The 17,546-nt window shown below is 58.0% G+C and carries 19 protein-coding genes and 1 tRNA gene; 8 read left to right on the plus strand and 12 right to left on the minus strand.

The window, feature by feature from the left end; genetic code table 11:
- Nucleotides 1-8: 8 nt before the first annotated feature.
- The 6 genes from accB to AC0V6V_RS13560 form a co-directional block, all read right to left on the minus strand.
- Entirely contained in the window at nt 9-512 is a 504-nt protein-coding gene (accB, locus tag AC0V6V_RS13535; RefSeq protein ID WP_486165862.1) for an acetyl-CoA carboxylase biotin carboxyl carrier protein, read from the minus strand.
- Between the two features lie 222 nt (nt 513-734).
- On the minus strand, nt 735-1,196 hold the full coding sequence (locus tag AC0V6V_RS13540) for a type II 3-dehydroquinate dehydratase (RefSeq protein WP_486165863.1): 462 nt from the start codon (nt 1,194-1,196) through the stop codon (nt 735-737).
- A gap of 64 nt (nt 1,197-1,260) precedes the next feature.
- Nucleotides 1,261-1,674 (minus strand): holin family protein, encoded by a 414-nt coding sequence (locus AC0V6V_RS13545; protein WP_486165864.1) that lies wholly within the window; start codon nt 1,672-1,674, stop codon nt 1,261-1,263.
- 77 nt (nt 1,675-1,751) lie between these two features.
- Nucleotides 1,752-2,621 (minus strand): HpcH/HpaI aldolase/citrate lyase family protein, encoded by an 870-nt coding sequence (locus tag AC0V6V_RS13550; RefSeq protein WP_486165865.1) that lies wholly within the window; start codon nt 2,619-2,621, stop codon nt 1,752-1,754.
- Between the two features lie 80 nt (nt 2,622-2,701).
- A complete protein-coding gene (locus AC0V6V_RS13555; RefSeq protein WP_486165866.1) occupies nt 2,702-4,867 on the minus strand; it encodes a TonB-dependent receptor plug domain-containing protein in 2,166 nt (721 codons plus the stop codon).
- 56 nt (nt 4,868-4,923) lie between these two features.
- Nucleotides 4,924-5,000 (minus strand) — tRNA-Pro (locus AC0V6V_RS13560).
- A gap of 235 nt (nt 5,001-5,235) precedes the next feature.
- Here AC0V6V_RS13560 and yajC point away from each other — a divergent pair.
- The 3 genes from yajC (at nt 5,236) to secF (ending at nt 8,215) form a co-directional block, all read left to right on the plus strand.
- Nucleotides 5,236-5,556: a preprotein translocase subunit YajC gene (yajC, locus tag AC0V6V_RS13565; protein ID WP_486165867.1), complete on the plus strand. Its 321-nt coding sequence runs from the start codon at nt 5,236-5,238 to the stop codon at nt 5,554-5,556.
- A gap of 66 nt (nt 5,557-5,622) precedes the next feature.
- Nucleotides 5,623-7,221 (plus strand): protein translocase subunit SecD, encoded by a 1,599-nt coding sequence (gene secD / locus AC0V6V_RS13570; RefSeq protein ID WP_486165868.1) that lies wholly within the window; start codon nt 5,623-5,625, stop codon nt 7,219-7,221.
- 13 nt (nt 7,222-7,234) lie between these two features.
- The gene (gene secF, locus AC0V6V_RS13575; protein WP_486165869.1) at nt 7,235-8,215 is read left to right on the plus strand and encodes a protein translocase subunit SecF; all 981 of its coding nucleotides are present in this window, start codon (nt 7,235-7,237) and stop codon (nt 8,213-8,215) included.
- A 14-nt stretch (nt 8,216-8,229) separates the two neighbouring features.
- Here secF and AC0V6V_RS13580 read toward each other — a convergent pair whose 3' ends face one another.
- Together AC0V6V_RS13580 and AC0V6V_RS13585 are read right to left on the minus strand one after the other, a co-directional pair.
- Nucleotides 8,230-9,429, minus strand: a complete 1,200-nt coding sequence (locus AC0V6V_RS13580) for a glycosyltransferase (RefSeq protein ID WP_486165870.1) — start codon at nt 9,427-9,429, stop codon at nt 8,230-8,232.
- An 8-nt stretch (nt 9,430-9,437) separates the two neighbouring features.
- Nucleotides 9,438-10,019, minus strand: a complete 582-nt coding sequence (locus AC0V6V_RS13585) for a helix-turn-helix domain-containing protein (RefSeq protein ID WP_486165871.1) — start codon at nt 10,017-10,019, stop codon at nt 9,438-9,440.
- 100 nt (nt 10,020-10,119) lie between these two features.
- On the opposite strand from AC0V6V_RS13585, the gene AC0V6V_RS13590 reads away from it, so the two are divergent.
- Entirely contained in the window at nt 10,120-10,605 is a 486-nt protein-coding gene (locus AC0V6V_RS13590) for a DUF6456 domain-containing protein (protein ID WP_486136890.1), read from the plus strand.
- Nucleotides 10,606-10,628: 23 nt separating this feature from the next.
- Here AC0V6V_RS13590 and AC0V6V_RS13595 read toward each other — a convergent pair whose 3' ends face one another.
- The 3 genes from AC0V6V_RS13595 to AC0V6V_RS13605 are packed head-to-tail and all read right to left on the minus strand — an operon-like array spanning nt 10,629 to nt 13,402.
- Nucleotides 10,629-10,979 (minus strand): SnoaL-like domain-containing protein, encoded by a 351-nt coding sequence (locus tag AC0V6V_RS13595; protein ID WP_486165872.1) that lies wholly within the window; start codon nt 10,977-10,979, stop codon nt 10,629-10,631.
- Nucleotides 10,980-11,021: 42 nt separating this feature from the next.
- Nucleotides 11,022-11,597 carry a uracil-DNA glycosylase family protein gene (locus tag AC0V6V_RS13600; RefSeq protein ID WP_486165873.1) on the minus strand — a complete coding sequence of 192 codons (576 nt, stop codon included), beginning with the start codon at nt 11,595-11,597 and terminating at the stop codon, nt 11,022-11,024.
- Nucleotides 11,594-13,402, minus strand: a complete 1,809-nt coding sequence (locus tag AC0V6V_RS13605; RefSeq protein ID WP_486165874.1) for an ABC-F family ATP-binding cassette domain-containing protein — start codon at nt 13,400-13,402, stop codon at nt 11,594-11,596. Before AC0V6V_RS13605 ends, AC0V6V_RS13600 begins: the two co-directional genes overlap by 4 nt.
- Nucleotides 13,403-13,554: 152 nt before the next feature.
- Here AC0V6V_RS13605 and AC0V6V_RS13610 point away from each other — a divergent pair, with 152 nt between their 5' ends.
- From AC0V6V_RS13610 to AC0V6V_RS13620, 3 genes are all read left to right on the plus strand, one after another.
- Nucleotides 13,555-13,872: a PepSY domain-containing protein gene (locus tag AC0V6V_RS13610; protein ID WP_486165875.1), complete on the plus strand. Its 318-nt coding sequence runs from the start codon at nt 13,555-13,557 to the stop codon at nt 13,870-13,872.
- Between the two features lie 126 nt (nt 13,873-13,998).
- A complete protein-coding gene (locus AC0V6V_RS13615; protein ID WP_472639193.1) occupies nt 13,999-14,676 on the plus strand; it encodes a response regulator transcription factor in 678 nt (225 codons plus the stop codon).
- A 136-nt stretch (nt 14,677-14,812) separates the two neighbouring features.
- Nucleotides 14,813-16,135, plus strand: coding sequence for a sensor histidine kinase (locus AC0V6V_RS13620; RefSeq protein WP_486166105.1), 1,323 nt, complete (start codon nt 14,813-14,815; stop codon nt 16,133-16,135).
- 14 nt (nt 16,136-16,149) lie between these two features.
- On the opposite strand, the gene AC0V6V_RS13625 is transcribed toward AC0V6V_RS13620, so the two are convergent.
- A complete protein-coding gene (locus AC0V6V_RS13625) occupies nt 16,150-16,467 on the minus strand; it encodes a chorismate mutase (RefSeq protein ID WP_486165876.1) in 318 nt (105 codons plus the stop codon).
- A gap of 64 nt (nt 16,468-16,531) precedes the next feature.
- Here AC0V6V_RS13625 and AC0V6V_RS13630 point away from each other — a divergent pair, with 64 nt between their 5' ends.
- On the plus strand, nt 16,532-17,545 hold the full coding sequence (locus AC0V6V_RS13630) for a polyprenyl synthetase family protein (RefSeq protein WP_486165877.1): 1,014 nt from the start codon (nt 16,532-16,534) through the stop codon (nt 17,543-17,545).
- Nucleotide 17,546: the final 1 nt, after the last annotated feature.

The raw sequence follows: 17,546 nt of genomic DNA on the forward strand, positions 1-17,546 counted from the left end.
CGCGCGCTTTACGCTATCACGACCAGCGGCTGGTCAAATTCGACCGGCTGCGCGTTTTCGACCAGGATAGCTTTGATCGTGCCTGACTTATCAGCAGGGATCGGGTTCATCACCTTCATCGCCTCGATAATCAGCAAGGTGTCGCCTTCTTTGACGGAGGCACCGACCTTAATGAAGTCGTCTGCGCCAGGTTCCGGCGCGAGATAGACTGTACCGACCATCGGCGAGAGCATTGCGTTTTCGCTTTCGTCGGCGGGAGCCTCTGCGGCACTTGGCGCTGCGGCTGGTGCAGCGGCGGCAGGGGCTGGGGCTGGAGCTGGAGCAGCCGCAACCGGCGCGCTGATCGCAGCAGGCGCAAAGCCACCGCGTGCAACGCGGATCTTCCGGTGGTCTTCTTCGACTTCGATTTCGGTTAAGCCGGTTTCGTTCAGCAGTTCTGCGAGTTCGCGAACGAGTTTGGTGTCAACATCCATGCCGGATTTGCGTCCGCCATTTGTTTTGCTGGTCGCCATGGGGGCCCCTTATTGTGTCTGCTGCGGTCATTTGCGGGATCGCAAACTGGGGTGCAGCGTGATTGTGAGGGTGATTATTCCCGCAAATTGCGGCTGGCAAGTGGCATGGGAAGGTTTTGCCGCTCCTGACGGCTGATCATGCTCAGCAGGGCGTGCGGATTTGGCGCTGTCGGTAGCGGGTTTAGGCCTTACAAACCGCGCGTCGGCTCATTTCCGTGTCGCTCAAACGTCGCCGTTGATGACCGCATCTAGCGCAATTGTATAGCTCGCCGCTCCATGCCCCTCGATGGTTTTCGCCGCTGCCATCCCGACATAGGAAAGGTGACGAAAGTCCTCTCGCGTTTTTGGATCAGAGAGGTGCACTTCGATAACCGGGGTGGTTATCGCACGGATGGCATCGAGCAGTGCAATAGAGGTATGTGTGTAGGCGGCTGCATTGAGCAAGACGGCCCGCGCACCTTCAGCCTGCGCTTCATGGAGCCAATCGACCAGCATTCCTTCGTAATTGGTCTGCCGCATCTCAATCGTAAGGCCGTGCTCTCGCGCCTTGTCCTCAAGCACGCCCGCAATATCGTCGAGCGTATCGGAGCCATAAATCTCAGGCTCGCGCAGGCCGAGCAGGTTGAGATTGGGGCCGTTGAGAACGTAGACGGTGCCGGACGGCGCTGCAGAAGTTTCTGTCATCAGGTCCGCTTAGCGCGGGGCAATCGGCAAGCTCAAGTCTGCATCAGCAGTTGAGGCCGAAAAACTATTGATCCACGCCTTTCACTTTGCCCCATTGGCGAGCGGCCGTGTAGCCGAGGTAGCCAGTTCCAAACAGGGCGTAGAGCGGCTCAGGCAAGCCGTTGAGATAGGCGTTCATGCCCGCCGCGATGTTTGTGGCTGCGCTAGGGTTGAACGCGGCTAGCACACCCATCGGCAATGCCCACAATATCATGGCATACATCACATAGAGGAAGCTGGGGCGCGCTCGGCTCGTCCAGGGATCGACTGACTTTGCCTCGGCGATAATCGCTGAGATTTGCGTCTCGATCAGCCGCAGCTCTTGAGTGCCCTCGAGCTGCAGGAGTTCAAGCTTGGCCTGGGCGCGCGCTTCTTTGTCAGGAATGATCTTGTCGATGATTGATGTGATCGGACCGATCAGCGTTTCCAAAATGGCCATTAGCGCAGCTCCTTATCATGAGTCGCATCTTAAATAACCAAATTGGTTCAAGTAGGAAAAGTAAATTTCCTAATTCGTTATTCGCCTGCTTCCGCCAATATCCGCTGAGCGAGCGCCAAATGCGGCCGGTCAAGCATATTGCCATCCAGGGCGAGGGTGCCTGCGCCAGGATTATCGGCGAATAGTTGGACCACTGAACGGGCGTGGGTGAGCTCGTCTTCGCTGGGTGTGAAGGCGCTGTTTATGGGCTCGATCTGAGCGGGATGAATCGCTAGCATTCCGCGAAAGCCCTGCCGTCTTACGTTCAAGGCTCGCGTCCGCAGCGCATCAAGGTCGCGAAACTCTGGCTGAACCGTTTCAATTGGCGCGACCTGCGCCTTCACCGCGCCGAGCAAGCACAGGCTCCGAGCCATTTCATAGACGTGGGAGTATTCGCCGTCCGGACCGCGCTGTTCTTGCGCGCCGAGCTCTGATGAGAGGTCTTCTGCGCCCCAACTCATTGCCACCAGCCGCGGCGCTCCGTCATAGGTGCCGGTCGTGAACATGGCGGCGGCTGTTTCGGTGACCAGAGCAGCGACGCGGGTTGAACCAGGCTCCAGTCCCGCCTTTTCTTCGCGCTCGCTCAGCATTGCGTCCAAGGTGGCAACGTCGTGTCCGCCCTCCGCCTTGGGCAGGAAGATACCGCCCGGCCCGGATGGCATAATGGCATCAAGATCGCGCTCTGTCTCGCCGCCTGAGAGTGGGTTTACGCGCACCCAAATGCGTGCCTTGTTTTCGCGGCTCGCGATCATATCGCGCACCAATTCTCGCGCTGCAGGCTTGTTTTCTGGGGCGACCGAATCTTCTAGATCAAGCAAAGCGATGTCCGCTGCGCTGTCGGCGGCCTTCGTCATTTTTTTCTCGCTGTCGCCGGGGGCAAACAGCCAGGAACGCATTCGCAATGTCATCGATCTATCCCCTTTGCCTCAGCGTGGTTAGGGCGAGCAGTGAGACGGCGCAAGCATAGGAGGTTAGGCGCACGCTTTCACTAAAAAGAGCCCTCGATATCGACCGAGAAGATGGTGCCAAAACGGCGGCGGCGCTCTTCGCGAAACTCTATGATACCAGCCGCACGGTCGATAAAGATCGTGCGATCGAGATTGTCGCGCTGGTCCAGCAGATTGGCAATCCGCCCGCGTACTGTCAGCCCGAAGACGTCTTTGTTCTCGACGAACACTCGCAAAAATCCCGGACTGTCGGTGCGATCTGCGATTTCATCCAAACGAACTGTGGCTCTGTTGTCGTCAGCAAAGAAAGCCGCGCCAATTGCCCACGGCGACCCGGTAAAATCTTGGCGCAGCTCGGCTTCAAATTCCAGGTAGCGTTGGTCTGAAATTTCTCGCGGAGTGCCCAGCAGAGGATCGAGCACTTCGCTCTTGGAATATTCGATTTCGGTATCAAGCCTTAGACCTTTGATGCCGATTGGGTCGAACAGCAGTGTAAGCTCTCCGGATAGGCCATAGATTGAGGCGTTATCGATATTGCCCGCAGCCTGTCCGCCACCTTCAATCGGGATGAGATCAACAATGTCGCTAATGTCTTCATAAAAGCTGCGCAGGTTGAGCGAGCCCAAATCACCAAAGCTCTGGCTGGCCTCAACCTCGAACAGCCAGCTCTGCGGCGGAACCAGATTGGAATTGGTGACGTTGGTGCGGTCTTGATCGAGATTGGTCGTGGCGATGAAATCGAAGAAGCTCAGTTGGCCGACCTGGCGTTCGACCCGGCCTGATAGATCAAGGCTGGAGTTGGCATTCCAGTCGAGCGCGATGAACCCTTTCGGACGTTGGAAGCTGCGTGTTTGGCCCGAGGCACCCGACTGGCGGATCTTGGAATACTCGCCGCCAACCGAGACCTGCAATTGAACGCTGGGAGAGAGCGCTCGGCTGTAGGTTAAGCTGGTTTCAGCGCGGTCTTCCTCAACCCGGGCGGTTGCGCCCTCAAATTCGACCGGTTGGAGAACGCCGCTGTCATCGCGCTCTTCAAAGGTAGAATTGATGTCCAGGAAGTTGCGCACGCCTTCCAACGCAAATTGGAAATCTCCGCCTAGGCCCGCAAAACTATACTCAGAGCGGAGGATAGTCTCGCCTTCGTCCGCATCGCGGGTGAACACAGAGCCCTCGGGCGCGGAGCCGTCGACAAAGGTTGTCAGCACTGCAGAGCGGGTTGGACTGTCTTCGTAGCGGGTGAAGCCAATCAGTTTGAGCTGCCCTCCGCCAAGGGCGAAGCTGTAATCTGCGGTCAGTTCATAATTGAATTCGTCTTCGCTTGCTGTGAACTCGCGAAGCCGGTCGCTGACAGAAATTGTGCCGGAGCGCTCGGAAATCTCACGTTGATTAAACAGCAAACCGCCAACTTGCCCGGTAAAATTCAAGACATTGCTATTGGCAGCAGTGCGAGCAAAGGAACCAGAAAGAGTGATACGATCTGAGTTGAAGTTCGAGCCTTCCCGCCTCGTATCGATTAGAATGTCCGCGCCATCGAAGACGCGCTCAATTCCGGCATTACCCCGCCGACCAGCATCATTTTCTAGGGCGAGGGTCCATTCCGTCTTTTCACCGCCGCCGGCCAGCGAGACCTGGCCATCGCTCCAGCGAAATGGGACGCCCGAGGAGCGCCATTCTGCCGAGTAGCGAAACTGGCCCGTGATGCGGCCGGTGCTTTGGGTGATTACATTCAAAACTTGGCCTGACAATCCGCCGATATCGAGGCTGGCTCCGTCAACCAACTCCAAATGCACGACATCTTCGACGGGGATGCGTTGGAGAGCATCGACCGGGCCATTCGACTTGCCAGATATTCGGCGGCCATTGATCAGAACGTTGGTGTCCGCCTGTCCAAGCCCGCGATCATTACCGCCCTCACGGATGGTGAAGCCAGGAACCTGTTGCGCCATGTCCAGCGCATTACGAGGGGCGAAACGTTCAAAATCTGCTAGAGTGAAAGTGGCTCGGGTGTCAGGATCGGCACCAGTGTCAACAGCATTCTCGGCGGCGGAAGACTGCGAAGCCCCGGGCGTTGTGACTGGCTCAGCCGCGCTTTGGGCTGCAGCTGGCGTAGCGCAAATAACGCTCGCAGCGCCGCACAAAAGAATAAATCTAGAGCCCATAGGGTGCATCAAGCGTGCCTTTCCAACGCAAGTTCCGAAAAGGCCCATGAATGGAAATTTCAGATTGGAAAGCGGAATCGTCAAAAATTCGACAAACGCTCCACTGGTCGGGACGACTGGATTCGAACCAGCGACCCCCACACCCCCAGTGTGATGCGCTACCAGACTGCGCTACGTCCCGGAACCAGTGGAAGGCGGCGCTATAGGGCTAGGCCATGGGCCATGCAAGCGCGCATATTGGGCGGCAAAAATTGTGCGCACATTGGACACATTGAACGGCCTTCGATTGCGAGGCTCTTGCATTGCTGCTAGGCGCGCCCACTTGACCAATGAAGACGGAGAGACTGCGGGGCGATGGCGCTGCGATTTTCCACCTTCATGATTGCGATTTTGTATTTTTGACGGGCTAATTCGACATGCTTGATATTCTTGCTGCTGCTGGCGCCGGGGAAGCGCCTCCGGGATGGCTGCAATGGCTGCCAATCCTTGGCATGATCCTGATCTTCTGGTTCCTGATTATCCGCCCGCAAATGAAGCGGCAAAAGGAGCATCAGCAAAAGGTCGAAGGCTTGAAGCGGGGCGATCAAGTGGTCACTGCAGGCGGCCTTATAGGCAAAGTGCTCAAGGTGAACGACGATAATGTCGAGCTCGAGCTGGCCAAGGATGTCCGCGTGAAAGCTGTGAAGCACACCATTGGTGATGTGCTCCAGCCAGGCGGAAAGCCAGCCAACGATTGATCTTTGGCCGCCGGGCCAACCCCTCGCATTACCATTCATTGTCACGCGGATTAGAACGAAACCAAAATGCTCGATTTCCCGACATGGAAGAAGTTCTGGCTCTGGGGCCTGACGTTTGTTGCAGTGCTAGCGGCCATGCCATCGCTGTTTGCCGCCGCCAATGTGGAATGGCCAGAGGCGCTGCCCAACCCTCAGGTTAATCTCGGCCTAGACTTGGCTGGCGGTAGCCACATTCTGCTGGAGGCAGACCCAGCCGAGGTCGCGTCGCAGCGGCTCGAGAATATGGAAGAGACCGTTCGCGGCGAAATGCGCCGGGCGGAACCGCGTATTCGGATCGGGGACATCTCTACATCGGGCGGCGAGCTGTCGTTTATGCTCGACACGCCAGCCGACATTGATCGCGTGCGCGGCTTGCTAGAGCCGGTGATGATGGGCACCAATCTGGTGCGCGAATGGGATCTAAGGGTGGTCGATGGCCAGAGGATGGTCCTCACTCCAACCGAAGATGGGATTGAACAGGCCGTTACCGATGCGATGGACAGCGCGACCGAGGTGGTCCGCAAACGTATCGATGGTTTGGGCACACGCGAGCCAACGATTATTCGCCAAGGCGACACGCGTATCGTTGTTCAGGTGCCAGGCCTTCAAGATCCCGACCAATTGAAAGAGCTGCTGGGTAAGACCGCGAAGCTTGAATTCAAATTGGTGGATCTCAACGCTTTGCCAACTGACGTTCAGGCGGGGATCGTTCCTCCGGGCAGCCAGGCGTTTCCTTACTCGGACGAAACCCCCACTGCTGGACAGATGGTTGCCGTGCGGCGGCTGGGCGGCATTCGCGGAGACAGCCTGACAAATGCGCAGGCTGGGGTTAACCCGCAGAACAATGAGAACGTCGTCAACATTCAGTTTGACCAGCAAGGCGCATCGAAATTTTGCACCTTGAGCACCGAGAATGTTGATCGCCCATTTGCGATCATTCTCGATGAGAAAGTCATCTCGGCGCCGAATTTCAACGAGCCAATCTGCGGCGGCTCAGCGCAGATTTCTGGCACATTCACCGCTCAAAGCGCGGCTGACTTGGCGATCGCGCTGAATTCTGGCGCACTGCCGGTTGAGCTTGCAGTGATCGAAGAACGCACCGTTGGGCCGGACCTTGGCGCCGACTCCATCCGCAAGGGCTTGCTTGCCATGCTGATTGGTTCGGTTGCGGTAATCGCCTTGATGGTCGCGACCTATGGCCGCTTCGGCATCTATGCGACTATCGCTCTGGTGTTCAACGTGCTGATCATTCTCGGCTTGATGGCTGGGCTCAACACCACTTTGACCCTGCCGGGTATCGCCGGTTTCGTGATAACAATCGGCGCAGCAGTGGACGCCAACGTCCTGATTAACGAGCGAATACGCGAAGAGCGAAAGCGGGGTAGGCGCGTCGTCGCGGCGGTCGAGAACGGCTATAAAGAAGCCAGCCGCGCGATCTACGATGCCAACATCACCAACTTCATCGCCGGTGTTTTGCTGTTCCTGTTCGGCTCTGGTCCGGTGCGCGGTTTTGCCGTCGTCCTTGTGATCGGCCTGTTCACCAGCGTCTTCACCGCGCTTGTCCTAACCCGCATGTGGGTCGCCGGATGGCTGCGTAAAACGCGCCCCAGCGACATCAACATTTAGAGGACGATTAGACATGAAACTGCTCAAACTCGTTCCTGAAGACACCAACATCAAATTCCTGCGTTTGCGGGTGCCGTTCTTCATTTTCAGTCTGTTGCTGATTGCGGCAAGCTGGGCATTGGTGCTGGTCAATGGCCTCAATTACGGCGTTGATTTCGCCGGCGGTCAGGAAATCCGCGCAACCTTCACTCAAACAGAAACAGCTCCGATTGCCGAGCTACGCGAGAGTGTGGGCGCATTGGAAAATGTCGGCTCGCCCGTTGTTCAGACCTTTGGGGCGCCAAATGAGGTTTCGATCCGGGTGAAGCTACCGCCTGAGGCGGAAGGCAATCCTGAGTTTGCTGCCGAGATGACAGCAGCGATCACGGAAAGCCTGAAATCGAATTATCCGGATATTCGGATCGACGGTGTTGATTCGGTATCCGGCAAGGTTTCTGGAGAGTTCCGTCAGGATGCCGTGCTGGCGCTGCTGGCTGCTATGCTCGCTGTGGCGCTTTACATTTGGGTCCGGTTTGAGTGGCAGTTTGGCGTCGGCGGTCTGTTCGCACTGTTCCACGATGTCTCGGTAACCCTGGGCATGTTCGCACTCTTCCAGCTCGAATTTAGCCTCCAGATCATCGCCGCGATCTTGGCGATCATCGGTTACTCGTTGAACGATACAATTGTGGTCTACGACCGCATTCGTGAAAACCTGAAGAAGTATCGCAAGATGCCTCTGCCAGAGCTGCTCGACCTCTCGGTCAATGAAACACTTGCCCGCACGGTGATGACCTCGCTGACCCTGCTGGTTGCGCTTGTTCCCTTGCTGCTGATCGGCCCGGCAAGCCTGTTTGGTCTAGTCGCGGCGATCACCGCTGGGCTGTTCATCGGTACGTATTCTAGCGTCTATTTGGCGGCGCCGGTGCTGATCTGGATGGGCGTAACGTCGAACAGCTTTGTGCCTCAGGAAACCAAGGAAGAGCGGCAGGAAAAGATCGCTCGCGGCGAAGCGTAAGCGCGCTTCGATCGTTAGGCTTTGGTGCCCGCTAGCTTGGCATAGTGCTCGGCTAACTGCGCCCCATTGGTTGTCCAGTTGAAACGCTCTGCCATCGTGGTAACCTGCTGCCTGTCGGCGGGTTTCGCCATCAGGGATTGGACCGCGTCCACCACGCCTTCCGGCGTGCGCTCAATCAAATAACCCGCCACATCACTGGTAATAATTTCGCGCGCGCCCCCGACATCGCAGGTGATTACCCTGGTGCCGCAAGCCAGCGCTTCAACCCACGCATTGGCGAGGCCTTCGCTGCGAGTGGGCAGAACCATCGCATCGGAGGCTGAAAGGACAATCGGCAGCAAATCATGATCGATAGAGCCTGCAAAATGTACGCGGTCCGCCACGCCCAGATCGCTCGCAAGGTTGCGCAGGTGCCGCTCGTCCTCACCTTTGCCAATCAGGATCAAGCGCGCCTCTGGCAGCGAGGGCAGGGCACCAATCGCGATGTCTTGACCTTTGCGCTCAACCAGAGCGCCAACGCAGCTAAGCAGTGGCACTTTCTCGGGTAGGTTGAAGTCCAGTTCCTGCGCCAGTTTTGCCCTCAAGCCGATGTGGTCAAGCGGGCGAAACCGGTCACGGTCGAGCCCGGTATAATGCAGGCGGATCTTGCTGCGCTTCATACCCAAGGCGATCATATCCTCGCGCAAGGCTTCGCTCACTGAGAGAATGCCATCGGCGCGCTCTGCGGCCTCAAGAATTTGCTCACGGGCGAAGTCGCGCCCGCACCAATAGCTGATGTCTGCGCCGCGCGCTTTGATCGACGATGGCAATTGCATTTGCTCTGCAATCCAGGCAGCCGCTGGGCCGTCCGGAAAGAAGAATTGTGCATCGATCACATGGATAGGATCGCGTTCATGAATACGCTTGATCAGCGGTAGAGCGGCCTTCGCGATAGCGCTGGCATTGCGGCGTGCGCCCATCTTTGGAATCAAAGTGAAGCGGGGCCGGTAGACCTCAATTCCGCCTTCGATCGAGTGTTCGGGTAGTTTAGCAAGCGCGCGGTAACGGCCCAGTGCAATCGGCGGAATGCCGAGCGGATTGATAACGCTGACGCGCCAGTCGCCGCGTTTGGCGAGCGCCTCTAGTGAGCGCGCAACGAAGGTGCCAAAGCGCGGGTTCGCCTCGTTTGGAAATAGGGTGGATATTGAGACGACATGTTTGGGCGCGTCAGGCATGGGCTCGCTCACAAACGGCGCACCAGCATGTCAGCCACCGCGATCCATGGCGGGTTATCGACCACCTGCTGTTTTTCGCCAACGCCAGGCGGAAGAATGCCCACCAGCGTGCCTCGGCGATCAATCAAGCGTCCAAAGGCGAAGCGCCCGCCGGGTCTGGGAACGAGGCAGTCGCGATTGATCGCGCTTCCCGCGTCCTCTGGCGATAGTTGCCGCAGCCATAGCAAGTCACCAGGGCGAAACTCTCCGATACTGGCAGAAACGCTAAGCACCATGTGCGCTGCTCCGCCTTCGCTGGAGGCGAGATCGGTCGGCAGTATGGCCTCACGCGGGCTTTCAAGCGCCTCTGCACCGGCTATTGTAAGCTCCGCGACGATCTGTGCCTGCGGGGTTTCTTCTGAGCGAACCAGTGCCTCTGCATCCACTCCAAGCGCGCTAGCAATCCGCTCCATCCATTTTAGCGAGAGGTTGCGCATCCCCGTCTCGAGCCGGCCAATGGTTTGCGCTGTGGTCGGCGGATCACAGGCCTCGGCCAGCTCTGCCAGAGTCAGTCCCTTGCTTTTGCGAATGTCGCGAATGCGGTTGATCATGCTTTACCCATTAAATGAACCAAATTGGTAATTTTACCTTTCCTACACGAACCAATGCATTGCAAGCCCTTTGACGAGATTACGCACAAGGAGGGATTTGATGAGAAGAGAATTGGTTGAACGCGAACTGACGCGCGAAGGGCCGAGGCGGGAACAATCAAGCAAAAGCACGGCGAAGGGTAAACGCCGCAGCGTGACAATGAACCTGGCGGAATCCCCGCTCAGTTGGCTTCATTCGCGCGGGCATATTTCAGACCGACTGTACGATGCGGGTGAGCGACTGCGTGCCGATTATGAGCGCGCTCAGTTGCCCGCGAACCTCACCATGCGCTGGGATCCGGTGCGCATCAAAACCACTGGCGAGCAGGGTCTTTCGAGCGGTGAAAAGCAGATCGCGGCCAAGCGCCGCTTTGACGAGGCTTTGCAGCAGGCAGGCAAAGGTCTGGAGGATATCCTCTGGCGAGTTGTCTGTGCAGGCGAGGGTCTGCCAGTGGCAGAAAAGACCCTTGGCTGGCCTGCGCGCAGCGGCAAACTGGTCCTGAAACTCGCTCTGGACCGTATCGCCGACTATTATCGGATCAATTAGCGGCAGGCGCACAGATGCCGTTTTTACCCGTTGTAAAAGAAGCGTTCCTCGGCAATCTTGCCATCTTTGACGGTGTAGACAGCGGTTTCCGATGATTGGGTGCGTTCGCCCATCATGGTCACGTCCATTGAGTAATTCACGGCAAATTGCTCTCCGACCACAAATGGGCCGGACATATCAAAGCCATGCATTTCGGCGTTCTCGTTCCACCATTTGTGCTTTTCGAGCAATTGGTCGCGGCCTCGCACATGTGACATGGGGCCATCGCCGGGTTCCATGCTCACAATGTCATCGGACCACATGGCTTGGTAGTCAGCCTCGCGATCCTCTTTCACCGCGTTGAAGAAATCTTGGGCAGTCTGTTCAATCGTCATCTCAGCTCTCCTAAGTGTTCCCACATTATCAATATCGGCGAATTATGTCAGCAGCGCGTCCACTTGCTGGCGCAATTCCGGCAAGACATCTTCTTCGAACCACGGGTTCTTGCGCATCCAGATGGCGGAACGCCAGGCGGGGTGGGGCAGCGGAAAGAAGGGTGCGTAATCGGCAAAGCGCCTGACCCGTTCGGTCATGGAGAGCTTCTTTGCCTGCGGGAGATAATAGGCCTGAGCGTAAGCTCCGACGAGCAGAGTGAGGCGCTGTGTCGGCAGTACACGCAACACCCGGTCATGCCACTGAGGCGCGCATTCCCTGCGCGGTGGCTGATCCCCGCCAGATGCTTTGCCCGGATAGCAGAAACCCATCGGCATCAGCGCGATTTTGTCCGCATCGTAAAAGTCGGATTTCTCAAAACCCAGCCATCCGCGCAGGCGGTCGCCGCTGTCATCGTCCCAAGGCACGCCGCTGGCATGAACCTTCGTTCCTGGCGCCTGGCCGATGATCAGCACGCGGCTGTTTTCGGAGAATTGGACTATCGGGCGCGGGCCCAGCGGCAGGTGCTCTGCGCAGATTGTGCAGGCGGAGATTTCCTCGTTCAGTTCGGCCGCGCTCACTCCTCAGCCATTTCTGCCAGCAGTAGCCAGCGCTCCTCCGCGTCATCTTTTTCTTTCCGGGCATTCTCAATGCCTTTAGAGATGTTGGTGAAGCGCTGCGGATCTGTGTTGAAAAGATCGGGGTCTGAAAGAATGCTCTCGCCCTTCGCGATGGCCGCTTCCAGTTCTTCGATGCGTGCTGGCAGCAGCTCATAATCGCGCTGATCCTTAAAGCTCAGCTTGCCCGCTGGCTTTGTTTGATCAGGTTTTTCCGGCGCGGGCGTAGCGGCTGGCTTGTTCTTTTTCGCACCGACGGCGATCGGCTTGCGGCGCTTGCGCTCCCAATCCTCATACCCGCCCGCGACCACATCGACGCGGCCTGATCCATCAAGGCCAAGCGTGACGGTCACGGTGCGGTCGAGGAAGTCGCGATCGTGGCTGACAATCAGCACAGTGCCATCGAAGTCGGCGATCACCTCTTGCAGCAGATCGAGCGTTTCCAGATCGAGATCATTGGTCGGCTCATCGAGCACGAGCAGATTTGCGGTGCGAGCGAACTCCCGCGCCAACAGCAAGCGCGAACGCTCACCGCCTGAGAGATTGGCTACCTTCGTGTCGACGAGGCCAGGGTCAAACAGGAAGTCCTTGAGATAGGCCTGAACGTGTTTGCGCGCGCCGCGTACGTCGATCCAATCGCCGCCTTCGGCCAGAATGTCGCGCACGCTCGCCTCTGGGCTTAACAATTTGCGCTGCTGATCGATCATCACGCCGCTCAGTGTGCGGGCCCGCTCAACGGTCCCGCTGTCTGGTTCCATCTCGCCGGTGAGCATTTTGAGCAGCGTCGTCTTGCCCGCGCCATTTGCGCCGACGATGCCGATCCGGTCTCCGCGTTGAATGCGCAGCGAGAAGTTCTTGATAACCTCGCGCTCGCCGAAGGATTTGGAGACCTTCTCCGCCACTATGACCGACTTCGATTTGAAATCGTCATCATTGGCGAGTTTCAACTTTGCCGAGCTGGTGTCGGAAATCATTGCCGCGCGCGCAGCCCGCATTTGATGCAGTTTTTCTAGCCGGCCCTGGTTGCGTTTGCGCCGCGCTGTCACTCCGCGCTCCAGCCAATGCGCCTCAAGCTTAAGCTTCGCATCGAGCTTCTCAGCGGCGCGGGTTTCCTCGGCATAGACGCTCGCTTCCCACGCTTCATACCCGCCAAAGCCAACCTCTTTGCGGCGCAAATTGCCGCGATCAAGCCATAGGGTCGCGCGGGTCAGCCGTTTTAAGAAGGTCCGGTCGTGACTGATCGTGATGAAGGCGCCTTTGTAGCGGTTCAGCCAATCCTCGAGCCAATCAATCGCGCCCAGATCAAGGTGGTTGGTTGGCTCATCAAGCAGCAGGATATCCGGGTCTTGAGCCAGAGCGCGAGCAATCGCAGCGCGGCGGCGTTCGCCTCCGCTGGCGGTGTCAGCCGGGCGGTCCATGGCGATGCCAAGCTGGCCAGCGATGGATTCTACCTCATATGCTTCTGGTGCATCATCACCGGACAACGCGAAGTCCATCAGTGTGGCATACGCGGTGAGGTCAGGATCCTGCTCTAGGAACACGAGCCGCGCGCCGGGTTTGATCCGGCGCAGGCCGCGGTCAGCCTCAATCCTATCATCGATCAGTTTGAGTAGAGTGGTCTTACCAGCACCATTGCGCCCGATCAGCGCCAAGCGGTCACGCGGGGCAACATGCAGGTCGATCCCATCAGTGCCGGGGCCGCCAAACAGCCAGCGGCCGCCTTGCTGAAGGCCGAGCCCTTCCCAGGAGAGAATTGGTGGTTGTGCCATAACGAGCGGGCGGTAGGGGCTTGGCAAAGCCCGGGCAAGCGCCTTGCATACGATTACCTCGCCAATGCGTGTTGCAATTTCCTTGCCTGAACGCCGCTCAGCGGCTTTATTCACGGCGTGTTCAACGCGTGACCATTAAATAGGGCAGCATCATGAAACGCGGTATCTCTCTATTTGGCGCTTTTGCAGCTCTGGCTATGGTTGGAATTCCGGCCGCTCCTTTGCTCGCGGCGTCTGCTCAGGCGCAGACCGATCAAAGCAATGCGCGCAAGGAAATGCGGGCTGGCAATCAAATGTCGCTGCGCCAGATCGAGGCGCGGGTATTGCCCCGGATGAAGGGCAGCGAATATCTTGGCCCGGCTTACGATTCCACCGCACGCGCCTATCGTCTGAAATTCATCAAAGATGGCCGCGTGACGTTCGTCGATGTCGATGCTCGCACAGGGCGCATCATCAATCGCTCTCGCTGACAAATTTTCCTTTCAGGCTCAGGTGCAATCGGGGTGCAATTCGCTCCGCTCGCTTGACGCGTTTTGCGTAAAGGCGCACGAGATCACTTCACTTTTCAGGCACCGATCCAGGGACCAGACAGAAATATGCGCATTCTGATTGTCGAAGACGAACCGACACTTGGCCAGCAATTGAAATCCACATTGGAGCAGACCGGCTATGCGGTTGATCTCTCTACCGATGGCGAAGATGGCCACTTTCTGGGCAGCACAGAGGATTACGATGCCGTGATTCTAGATCTGGGCCTGCCAGAAATTGATGGTCTGTCGGTGCTTGGCATGTGGCGCAAGGAAGGCCGCGAGTTTCCTGTGCTGGTTCTGACAGCGCGAGATAGCTGGTCTGACAAGGTCGCGGGGCTGGATGCGGGCGCCGATGATTATCTTGCGAAACCATTCCAAACAGAAGAACTGATCGCCCGGCTTCGCGCGCTAATCAGGCGCGCGTCAGGCAACACCTCTTCTGAGCTGACAGCTGGCCAAGTGCGGCTGGACACCCGGTCCGGCCGGGTGACACTTAAGGGTGAGCCGGTGAAGCTGACGGCTCAGGAATACAAACTACTGAGCTATTTGATGCATCACAAAGGCAAGGTGGTGAGCCGGACCGAGCTGATCGAGCACATCTATGATCAGGACTTTGATCGCGATTCAAACACGATTGAAGTGTTCGTGACGCGTATTCGCAAGAAACTCGGCGCAGAAGTGATAACGACGATCCGTGGCCTTGGTTATAGCCTCGACGATCCCGCAGACGCGCCCCGCGCGTAGTTCGCAGGGCACCGAATTCGCTTCGCAAACCAGCGGGGCGGAGGCGGTGACTGCGGCCGACGCGGAGGGCGCATCGCCTGCAAAAGCGGCAGATGCGGTGCAGGCTCGGCTCCAAACTGGTAGCCTTGCACGCCGCATGGGCCTCATTGCGGCTGGCTGGATTTTCGTGCTGCTGCTGGTCGGCGGAATTGCGCTAGATCGCACTCTCACCAGCCAAGTTGAGCGGAATTTCGACAATCAGCTCGAATATGTTCTCACTGCCCTGATTGCCTCGGCAGAGATCGATCCGCAAGGTGATGTCTATCTCTACAATGAACTGGGTGACCAACGCTTTTTCGAGCCCAATAGCGGTGTGTATTGGCAGGTGAGCGGAGAGGGGTTCGCGCCCTTTACCTCGCGCAGTCTGTGGGACAGCCCGCTGGAGCTGAAGGCAGACCACTTCGACAACAATCCGCACTTTTACGATTCGGATCAGTTCGAGGGCGAGCCGCTGCGCATTGTTGAGCGCACGGTGATCTTGCCCGCGAGTGAGACGCGGTGGACCTTTGCTGTTGCCTCGGCGACGGAAGAGCTCGAAGCGCAAGTCACCAATATTCGCTCGATCTTGGCTTGGAGCTTTGCGGTTCTCGGGTTTGGCTTGCTGGCTATGGCCTTGCTGCAAATCCGGGTTGGCCTTTCGCCGCTACGCCGCGTGCGCGCGGCCATCCAAAATCTGCGCTCAACCGGTGAGAACAGGATTTCAGAGCCGCTTCCAACCGAGGTCCAACCCTTGGTGCAAGAGCTTAACGGTCTGCTCGAACACTCCGAGAAGCAGGCGGAAGAAGCGCGCACACATGCAGGTAATTTGGCCCATGCGCTGAAGACGCCGTTGACGGTTTTGACCAATGCGGCGACAGCCCGCGCGCCTGATCTGGGCGATGCCGTGATCCGCGAGACCCGCACAATGCAGCGGCATGTGGACCACCATCTCGCCCGCGCTCGGGCGGTTGGCAGGCGGGCCGTTGGCCACGCACGCACCAGCATTTTTGACAGTGCAGAGGCGGTGCGCCGGGCTGTTGAACGTCTCTATCCGCAGGCGCGGATCGATATTGCCGGCAATCGCACCGCTATTGTTGCGATTGAGCGTCAGGACTTGGATGAAATCCTCGGCAACCTTATCGAGAACGCAGCGAAATATGGCGGCGGCAGCGTCTTTGTTACCGTGGATGCGGAAAGCGAAGACGAGGCCAAAGGTGCGCCATGCGTGATCTGGGTCGAAGACGACGGTATGGGCATTCCCGAGGCTGAGCGGGAGCGCATTTTTGATCGCGGTGCCCGGCTGGACACTGGCAAGCCCGGCACTGGACTAGGCCTAGCCATCGTGCGCGATGTTGCCGAGATTTACGGCGGCGGCGTAGAGATTGAGGAAAGCGAAGATCTCGGCGGTGTGCTCATCAAGCTGAGCCTGCCGCGCGCATAGCGCCTAGCGAAATCTTATCCTCGCTGGTCCTCGCGCGCCTTTTCGTGGTGGCGAATAACCTCATCGATGATGAAGCGCAGGAACTTCTCGCTAAATTCTGGGTCGAGATTGGCGTCTTCCGACAGCGCGCGCAGGCGATCAATCTGGCGCTGCTCGCGATCAGGGTCAGCGGGCGGCAAAGTCGCCTTCGCTTTATACTCTCCCACCGCCTGAGTGATGCGAAATCGCTCGGCGAGAATGTGGATCAGAGCCGCATCGATATTGTCGATACTCTTGCGAAATCCGGCAAGGATTGGATCGGGCTCGTTCGGCAGGTGCGCATCATTGGACATATCGTGCAAAACTAGCAGCAATTGAGCGCTTGCCAAGCGCGCGAGCCTCGCGCACAGCGCAAATATGAGCGCTGAAGTGGTTCAATTGCCGCGCGGAAAGCGGCCTACGCTTGATCCGATGCTGTCTTTGACAGCGCCGGGCATGAATTCCGTCAACACTGTGATCCTGGAGCGGATGCAGAGCGAGATCCCCTTGATCCCGCGCCTTGCAGGTCATTTGATCTCTGGCGGGGGCAAGCGTTTGCGCCCGATGTTGACGCTCGCCGGGGCGGAGCTGGTTGGCTATCAGGGCGACCGCCATCATAAACTGGCCGCTGCTGTGGAATTTATTCACACGGCCACACTTCTCCACGATGATGTGGTCGATGGCAGCGAACTGCGCCGGGGTAAGGCCGCCGCCAATATCATTTTTGGCAATCCAGCGACGGTTTTGGTCGGCGACTTCCTGTTCAGCCGGGCGTTTGAGCTGATGACCGAAGACGGCAGTTTGAAAGTGCTCAAAATATTGAGCCACGCCAGTGCGGTAATCGCGGAGGGTGAGGTTTCGCAGCTGACCGCTCAGCGCCAGATCAAGACTAGCGAAGAGCAATATCTGCATATCATTGGCGCAAAGACTGCGGCTCTGTTTGCCGCAGCCAGCCAGATCAGCGCGGTCGTTGCCGAATGTAGCGAAGAGCAAGAGCGCGCTTTGGAAGATTACGGCCGCAATCTGGGCGTCGCGTTCCAGCTCGTCGACGATGCGATCGATTACGATTCTGATGCGGCCGAAATGGGCAAGGATCAGGGCGATGATTTCCGCGAGGGCAAGATGACCCTGCCAGTGATTCTCGCCTTCGCGCGCGGTGATGAAGAAGAGCGCAAGTTCTGGAAGGCTGCCGTTGGCGGGCACCGCACCTCGGACGAGGATTTGGCGCATGCGATTGAGCTGATCGAGCGTCACAATGCGCTGGATGACACGCGAGAGCGGGCGAAGCACTTTGCCCAGCGAGCAATTGATGCAATCTCGATCTTCCCTGACAGCAAGGCGCGCGCGGCTATGGCCGAGGCGGCTCAGTTCGCTGTCGCACGGGGATATTGAG

It is taken from the genome of Erythrobacter sp. S249 (assembly GCF_057364975.1).

Excerpts from the sequence above, each read along its gene's own strand:
- AC0V6V_RS13540 (WP_486165863.1), bottom strand. The coding sequence starts at position 1,196 with ATGACAGAAACTTCTGCAGCGCCGTCCGGCACCGTCTACGTTCTCAAC.
- AC0V6V_RS13585 (WP_486165871.1), bottom strand. The coding sequence starts at position 10,019 with ATGATCAACCGCATTCGCGACATTCGCAAAAGCAAGGGACTGACTCTG.
- AC0V6V_RS13630 (WP_486165877.1), top strand. The coding sequence starts at position 16,532 with ATGAGCGCTGAAGTGGTTCAATTGCCGCGCGGAAAGCGGCCTACGCTT.
- AC0V6V_RS13595 (WP_486165872.1), bottom strand. The coding sequence starts at position 10,979 with ATGACGATTGAACAGACTGCCCAAGATTTCTTCAACGCGGTGAAAGAG.
- AC0V6V_RS13620 (WP_486166105.1), top strand. The coding sequence starts at position 14,813 with ATGGGCCTCATTGCGGCTGGCTGGATTTTCGTGCTGCTGCTGGTCGGC.
- AC0V6V_RS13625 (WP_486165876.1), bottom strand. The coding sequence starts at position 16,467 with ATGTCCAATGATGCGCACCTGCCGAACGAGCCCGATCCAATCCTTGCC.
- accB (WP_486165862.1), bottom strand. The coding sequence starts at position 512 with ATGGCGACCAGCAAAACAAATGGCGGACGCAAATCCGGCATGGATGTT.
- AC0V6V_RS13605 (WP_486165874.1), bottom strand. The coding sequence starts at position 13,402 with ATGGCACAACCACCAATTCTCTCCTGGGAAGGGCTCGGCCTTCAGCAA.
- secF (WP_486165869.1), top strand. The coding sequence starts at position 7,235 with ATGAAACTGCTCAAACTCGTTCCTGAAGACACCAACATCAAATTCCTG.
- yajC (WP_486165867.1), top strand. The coding sequence starts at position 5,236 with ATGCTTGATATTCTTGCTGCTGCTGGCGCCGGGGAAGCGCCTCCGGGA.
- AC0V6V_RS13590 (WP_486136890.1), top strand. The coding sequence starts at position 10,120 with ATGAGAAGAGAATTGGTTGAACGCGAACTGACGCGCGAAGGGCCGAGG.
- AC0V6V_RS13550 (WP_486165865.1), bottom strand. The coding sequence starts at position 2,621 with ATGACATTGCGAATGCGTTCCTGGCTGTTTGCCCCCGGCGACAGCGAG.
- secD (WP_486165868.1), top strand. The coding sequence starts at position 5,623 with ATGCTCGATTTCCCGACATGGAAGAAGTTCTGGCTCTGGGGCCTGACG.
- AC0V6V_RS13610 (WP_486165875.1), top strand. The coding sequence starts at position 13,555 with ATGAAACGCGGTATCTCTCTATTTGGCGCTTTTGCAGCTCTGGCTATG.
- AC0V6V_RS13580 (WP_486165870.1), bottom strand. The coding sequence starts at position 9,429 with ATGCCTGACGCGCCCAAACATGTCGTCTCAATATCCACCCTATTTCCA.
- AC0V6V_RS13545 (WP_486165864.1), bottom strand. The coding sequence starts at position 1,674 with ATGGCCATTTTGGAAACGCTGATCGGTCCGATCACATCAATCATCGAC.
- AC0V6V_RS13615 (WP_472639193.1), top strand. The coding sequence starts at position 13,999 with ATGCGCATTCTGATTGTCGAAGACGAACCGACACTTGGCCAGCAATTG.
- AC0V6V_RS13555 (WP_486165866.1), bottom strand. The coding sequence starts at position 4,867 with ATGGGCCTTTTCGGAACTTGCGTTGGAAAGGCACGCTTGATGCACCCT.